Source organism: Trebonia sp., assembly GCF_049794275.1.
GTDB lineage: Bacteria > Actinomycetota > Actinomycetes > Streptosporangiales > Streptosporangiaceae > Trebonia.
In genome coordinates this window covers 1-5,377 of the sequence record NZ_JBARCR010000973.1, presented here as the reverse complement: position 1 = coordinate 5,377, position 5,377 = coordinate 1, and the positions used below count along the sequence as shown (strand labels likewise).

Here is a 5,377-nt window from a genome sequence, read left to right as displayed (position 1 = left end):
GATCCACCCAGTGCCAGGCCTGCGCGGCGATGACCGCGTCGAATTCCCGCCCGGCCCCGTCCCAGTCCTCGAACGTGGTCACCTCAGCCTCGAGCCCGGCCTGCCTCGCCACGGAAGCCATCCGTTCGTCGGGGTCGACGCCGAGCACCCGGCACCCGGCGGCCTGGAACAGCCGGGCGGCGATTCCCGTCCCGCAGCCGACGTCAAGTACGTCGCGCCCCGGGCTGGCCGCCACGATCCGGTCTACGAGGGCACCGGGATAGCTGGGCCTGGCGCGGTCGTACCGGCCGGCGTCCGAGCCGAACGACTCCGCTACCTGCCGCTGCCGATGTGTCTCGAACGGCCGCGCCTGCTCTGGCGGTATAGTGGGCATGCGCCCACTTTAAGTGGGCAGTCGCCCACTCGACAGGTAGTTTCGCGTACAGCGAAGAAGGGATGGCCGGTGCCAACGGGGATCGCCATCCGCGACGTGCGCCAGCAGCTGTTCGCCGCGGCCGAGCGCGTGCTGCTCAGAGACGGGCCGAGCGGGCTCACCAGCCGGGCGGTCACCACGGAAGCGGGCTGCGCCAAGGGCGTCCTGCACCGGCATTTCGCCGACTTCGACGCCTTCCTCGCCGAGCTTGTGCTCGACAGGATCGACCAGGTCGGCCGCCAGTCCGCCGCGCTGCTCGCGTCCGCGGGAACCGGCACCGTCACCGGCAACCTGACCGGCGCGCTCGCGGACCAGTTCGGGTCGGTCGCGGTAAAGATCGTCAGCCTGCTCATCTTCAGGGACGACCTGCGCGCCCGGCTGCGCGAGACCATCCCGTCCGGCGTGCCGGTCGCGACGGAAGTCGCCGCCATGGTCTCCGCGTACCTGGCCGCCGAGCGGGATCTCGGCCGCATCGCCGCCGGCGCAGACATCGGCACGCTCGCGCTCACGCTCATCGGCACCGCCCACCTGCTGGCCGTGGACAGGGAAAGCGCCCAGCCGGACACCGAAGCCGTCGCCGCGATGGTGGCCGCTGTTCTCGCCGGCGTGCTGAAAGACCGCGATACCGCCGTGTAGCCGCCGTGAAGCCGCGGCCCCCTAGCGTGTCTGACATGACAACGACAGCCGCTATAGACGCCGTAGGCCTGGTCAAAAGCTTTGGCCAGTTGCGTGCGGTCGACGGAATCGACCTTGAGGTACGCCAGGGTGAGATCTTCGGCGTCCTCGGCCCGAACGGGGCCGGGAAGACCACGATGCTGAAGATGCTGGCGACGCTGCTGCCGATCGACGCCGGGCAGGCCCGGGTGTTCGGCGTGGACGTCGCCAGGGAGCCGCACCGCATCCGCCAGCTGGTCGGCGTCACCGGCCAGTACGCGTCGGTCGACGAGGACCTGACCGCCACGGAGAACCTGTGGCTGTTCGGCAAGCTCCAGGGCCTGCGTTCGGCCGATGCCCGCGCCGCCGCGAAGCGGCTGCTCGGGCAGTTCGGCCTGCAGGAGGCAGCGAACAAGCCGATCTCGCAGTTCTCCGGCGGGATGCGGCGTCGCCTGGACCTCGCGGCCAGCCTGATCACCAGGCCGCCGCTGATCTTCCTCGACGAGCCGACCACCGGCCTGGACCCGCGCACGCGCGGGCAGATGTGGGACACGATCCGCGGCCTGGTCGCCGAGGGCAGCACGGTGCTGCTCACCACCCAGTACCTGGACGAGGCGGATCAGCTCGCCGGGCGGATCGCGGTGATCGACCACGGCCGCAAGGTCGCCGAGGGCACGCCGGACGAGCTGAAGTCCTCGGTGGGCAACTCGACCTTGCAACTGCACCTCGCGCCGGACACCGACCAGGAACTCGCGCGGCAGATCGTCCGCAGGGTCGCGGGCGCTGAGCCGGTCCTGACGCCGGAGTCGGGGCGGATGAACGTGCCCCTCGACACCGCCGACCGTGCAGCCGACATTCTCATCGCGTTCCGCCAGGCCGGGGTGTCGATCATCTCGGTGAGCGTGGCGAAGCCCACGCTGGACGAGGTGTTCCTCACGATCACCGGCCATGGCGCCGACGAGAACGACGGTCCGGCGGACGACAACGAACCAGACCCGGCCGCGGACAACGAGCCGTCCGCCCGCACCGACTCAGCCCTGGAGGTCCAGTGAGCACCATGACCGCCGAACCGCTACAGGTCGTCGACCCGGCCGTCGCGGTGGCCCGCACCCGCCCGCGCAATTCCCCCGCCGAGACCATCAGCCAGACGCTGTCGATGGCCTGGCGCGCGCTGAAGAAGATGCGCCGCAACCCGGAGCAGTTCTTCGACGTCACGCTCCAGCCGCTGCTGTTCACGGCGATGTTCGCCTACATCTTCGGCGGCGCGATCTCCGGCAACGTCACCAGCTACCTGCCGCTGCTGATTCCCGGCATCGTCGCGCAGACCGTGCTCACCACCTGCATGGCCAGCGGCGTGCAACTCCGCGAGGACCTGGACAAGGGCGTCTTCGACCGGTTCAAGGTGCTGCCCATCGCCAGGATCGCCCCGCTGGCCGGGCCGGTAGTCGCCGACGTCGTGCGCTACCTGATCGCCGCGACCCTGACGTTCGTGATGGGCATGATCATCGGCTACCGCCCCGGCGGCGGCGTCCCCGGCGTGCTTGGCGCGATCGCGCTGTCGGTCTTCATCGGCTGGTCGATGGCGTGGATCTTCACCTGGATCGGCACGATCGCCAGGAACGCCCGCAGCGTGCAGGGCATTTCGATGCTGATCCTGTTCCCGCTGACCTTCCTGTCCAACGCGTTCGTGCCGGTGCACACGCTGCCGTCAGGGCTGGCCGCGTTCGTGAAGATCAACCCGGTCTCCCTCCTGGTGTCGGCCACGCGGGACCTCGCCAACAACGGCGCGATTACCAGCCAGGTGGGCTGGACGCTGCTGGCGGGCCTGGTAGTGATCGCGATCTTCGCGCCGCTGTCGGTGCGCAACTACCGGCGGCACATCTAGCCAGCCGCTCAGCTGGGCAGCCGCTCCGCCAGCCGCCGGACCTCCGCCAGCAGGTCCGGCGGCTGGCGGTCCGCGTACTCGGCGTGCAGCTCGGCGAGCAGGCCCGGCGCCGATTCCTCGGCCGCTGGCACGATCCGCTCCCGCATCATCGTCGGGGTCGTCCTGATGTAGCAGAACCGGTCGGCGAGCGCGAGCAGCCGGACCGCGTCCTGCGCGGGCACGGTCTGGCGCAGTAGCCCCCAGGTTCCCAGTGCGGACAGCAGCAGCCCGACGGCCGGATAGTCGAGCTGCGTGCCCCCGGCGCTGAGCACCCGGAGCGCGCTCGCGCGGCAGGACAGGTACAGCGCCCGTCCGTGCGCCACGTCGTCGCCCGTCGCGTAGAAGGCGTGCGCGCCGAGCGCCATCGACTCGCCGAACAAGGCCCACGGCTCCAGCTCCGTCTTGGGGACTCCCGGGAGCTGTATCTCGCGCATGCGGACCGCGCACTCGCGGTGGATGCGCAGCCCGGTGGCGTGGTCGCCGCGGACGAGCGCCAGTTCGGCCCGGCAGATCTGGCCGAAGATGTCCCCGCCGAACGTGACCCGGCTGCGGTCCACCCGGTCCAGCCGGCCGAGTTCGTCCTCCGCGTCCGCGAGCCGGCCGTCGGCGATGGCGCACAACGCGAGCAGCGCCCGGAGCTGGATCTCGTCATCGCTGGCACCGAGCCGCTCGAGCACCGGCAGGACGGCGCTGGCGTGCTCGATCGCGGCGGCGCGGTCGCCCATGTTCATGCTCAGCTGCGCCAGCATGGTCCGGGGCGTCACCGCGGTCCACGGGCCGTCGTCGTCCAGGGCGAGCGCGAGCGCGCGCCGGGCGACGTCGATCGCGCCAGCCGTGTCGCCGGCGTTCTCGCGCAGGTGACAGAGCCATTGAGTGGCGGTGAGCGCGGTATGGCGGTTCTCGTCGTCCGCGAGCTGCTCGAGCCGGCGCGCTGACGCGTCGGCGTCGGCCGGGTCGAACTCGAGCAGCACCCGCGCCAGTCCCGACACACGCTCGTCGCCACCAGAATCCGGGCTCAGCCGCTGCAGGACGTCACGCAGCCGCCCGGCGTTCGCCGTGTTGCCCATCAGCGTGTTGGCCAGCGTGATAGCCACCGCCGCGCGAGCCGTGTCCGCCACTTCCCGCGGTGGCCGCCAGTCGCCAACCGCGTCGGCGATCGCATCGGCCATGACGAGCAGGCGAATGTGCTCGCCGCGGATCGTCCAGAACAACCCGAGCGCGGCAAGCAGCCGGACGAGGGAGCAGCGGTCTTCGTCGGCGATGGCGCCGCGCAGTTCGTCGGCCAGGTTGGTCTCCTCGGCGGCCAGCGCGTCGATGGCCGCGAACTGGTCGCGGCCCGTGAGCATGCCGATCTGCGCGTCCGCGTAGCCGGCCGCCCACCGGCGCTGGGCAGCCCGCGCGGCGAAGTCCTCGCCAGCCTGCGCGAGCCGCATCAGGCCGAACTCCCTGACGGTTTCCAGCATCCGGTATCGCGCCCCGAAACGGGTTTCCCTGACGCTGAGCAGCGACTGGTCGACAAGGCCCTGAACCGCCTCGATCGCGTCGCTGCCGAGCACCGCCTCCGCTGCGTCGAGCGTGAACCCGTCCTGGAACAGCGCCAGCCTGCGCAGCGCCTGCTGCTCGGCGGCGTTCAGCAGGTTCCACGACCAGTCGATGACGGCCAGCAGGGTCTGGTGCCGGTCAGGCGCGCTGCGGTCGCCGCCGCGCAGCAGCGCGAACCGGTCTTCCAGCCGGCGGTCGATCTCCTCGAGCGACATCGCCCGCACCTTGGCCGCGGCGAGCTCGATCGCCAGCGGCAGCCCGTCAAGCCGGGCGACGATGCTGGTCACGACCTGCTCTGGAAGGCGAACATTGGGCCGCGCGGCTACGGCCCGCTCCCTGAAGAGCCGCACGGCGTCCCCGGCCTCCAGCTCGCCGAGCAGGTAGACGCGCTCAGCGGCGATCGCGAGCGGAGCCCGGCTGGTGGTGAGCACCCGCAGGTCGGCCGTCACCGCGACGAGGAACGCCACCAGGTCGGCCACCGCCACGATCAGGTGCTCGCAGTTGTCCAGCACCAGCAGGGTCGGCGACTGCCCGAGCAGCTGCGCGATACGCGTCCGGACGTCGGCCCGCTGCTCCGCGGTCAGGACCCCGCGGCCGCTGACCGAGTCGCGGACGCCGAGCGCGGACCCGATCTCGCCGACGACATCCTCCGCCGACATGACGCCGGCCAGCTCGACCACGTGCACGACCGGCTCGCCCGCGTCACGCGCGAGGGCCTGCGCCAGCCGGGTCTTGCCGAGCCCGCCGGCGCCGACGATAGACACCACCCGGGAGGCGGCCATCAGCGCCCGCAGCCGGTCCAGGTCGTCGTCGCGGCCGATCAGGGCGGTCGCGTCGTACCTGAC

At 71.4% G+C, this 5,377-nt stretch carries 5 protein-coding genes; 3 read left to right on the top strand and 2 right to left on the bottom strand.

All coding sequences use genetic code 11. From position 1 onward, the window contains the following. Window positions 1-373: class I SAM-dependent methyltransferase (locus tag WA805_RS24845; RefSeq protein WP_425243537.1), on the bottom strand; the 373-nt coding region annotated here is incomplete at its 3' end. A 69-nt stretch (window positions 374-442) separates the two neighbouring features. Here WA805_RS24845 and WA805_RS24840 point away from each other — a divergent pair. The 3 genes from WA805_RS24840 to WA805_RS24830 are packed head-to-tail and all read left to right on the top strand — an operon-like array spanning window position 443 to window position 2,951. After that, window positions 443-1,048, top strand: a complete 606-nt coding sequence (locus WA805_RS24840) for a TetR/AcrR family transcriptional regulator (protein ID WP_422277925.1) — start codon at window positions 443-445, stop codon at window positions 1,046-1,048. 35 nt (window positions 1,049-1,083) lie between these two features. After that, on the top strand, window positions 1,084-2,118 hold the full coding sequence (locus tag WA805_RS24835; protein ID WP_424563633.1) for an ATP-binding cassette domain-containing protein: 1,035 nt from the start codon (window positions 1,084-1,086) through the stop codon (window positions 2,116-2,118). A gap of 5 nt (window positions 2,119-2,123) precedes the next feature. Further along, the gene (locus WA805_RS24830; RefSeq protein WP_424563634.1) at window positions 2,124-2,951 is read left to right on the top strand and encodes an ABC transporter permease; all 828 of its coding nucleotides are present in this window, start codon (window positions 2,124-2,126) and stop codon (window positions 2,949-2,951) included. An 8-nt stretch (window positions 2,952-2,959) separates the two neighbouring features. Here WA805_RS24830 and WA805_RS24825 read toward each other — a convergent pair. Beyond that, window positions 2,960-5,377 (bottom strand): ATP-binding protein (locus WA805_RS24825; RefSeq protein ID WP_425243536.1); only part of this gene is annotated, 2,418 nt, incomplete at its 5' end.

Coding starts and splice junctions, on each gene's coding strand:
- WA805_RS24835 (WP_424563633.1), top strand. CDS start 1,084: ATGACAACGACAGCCGCTATAGACGCCGTAGGCCTGGTCAAAAGCTTT.
- WA805_RS24830 (WP_424563634.1), top strand. CDS start 2,124: ATGACCGCCGAACCGCTACAGGTCGTCGACCCGGCCGTCGCGGTGGCC.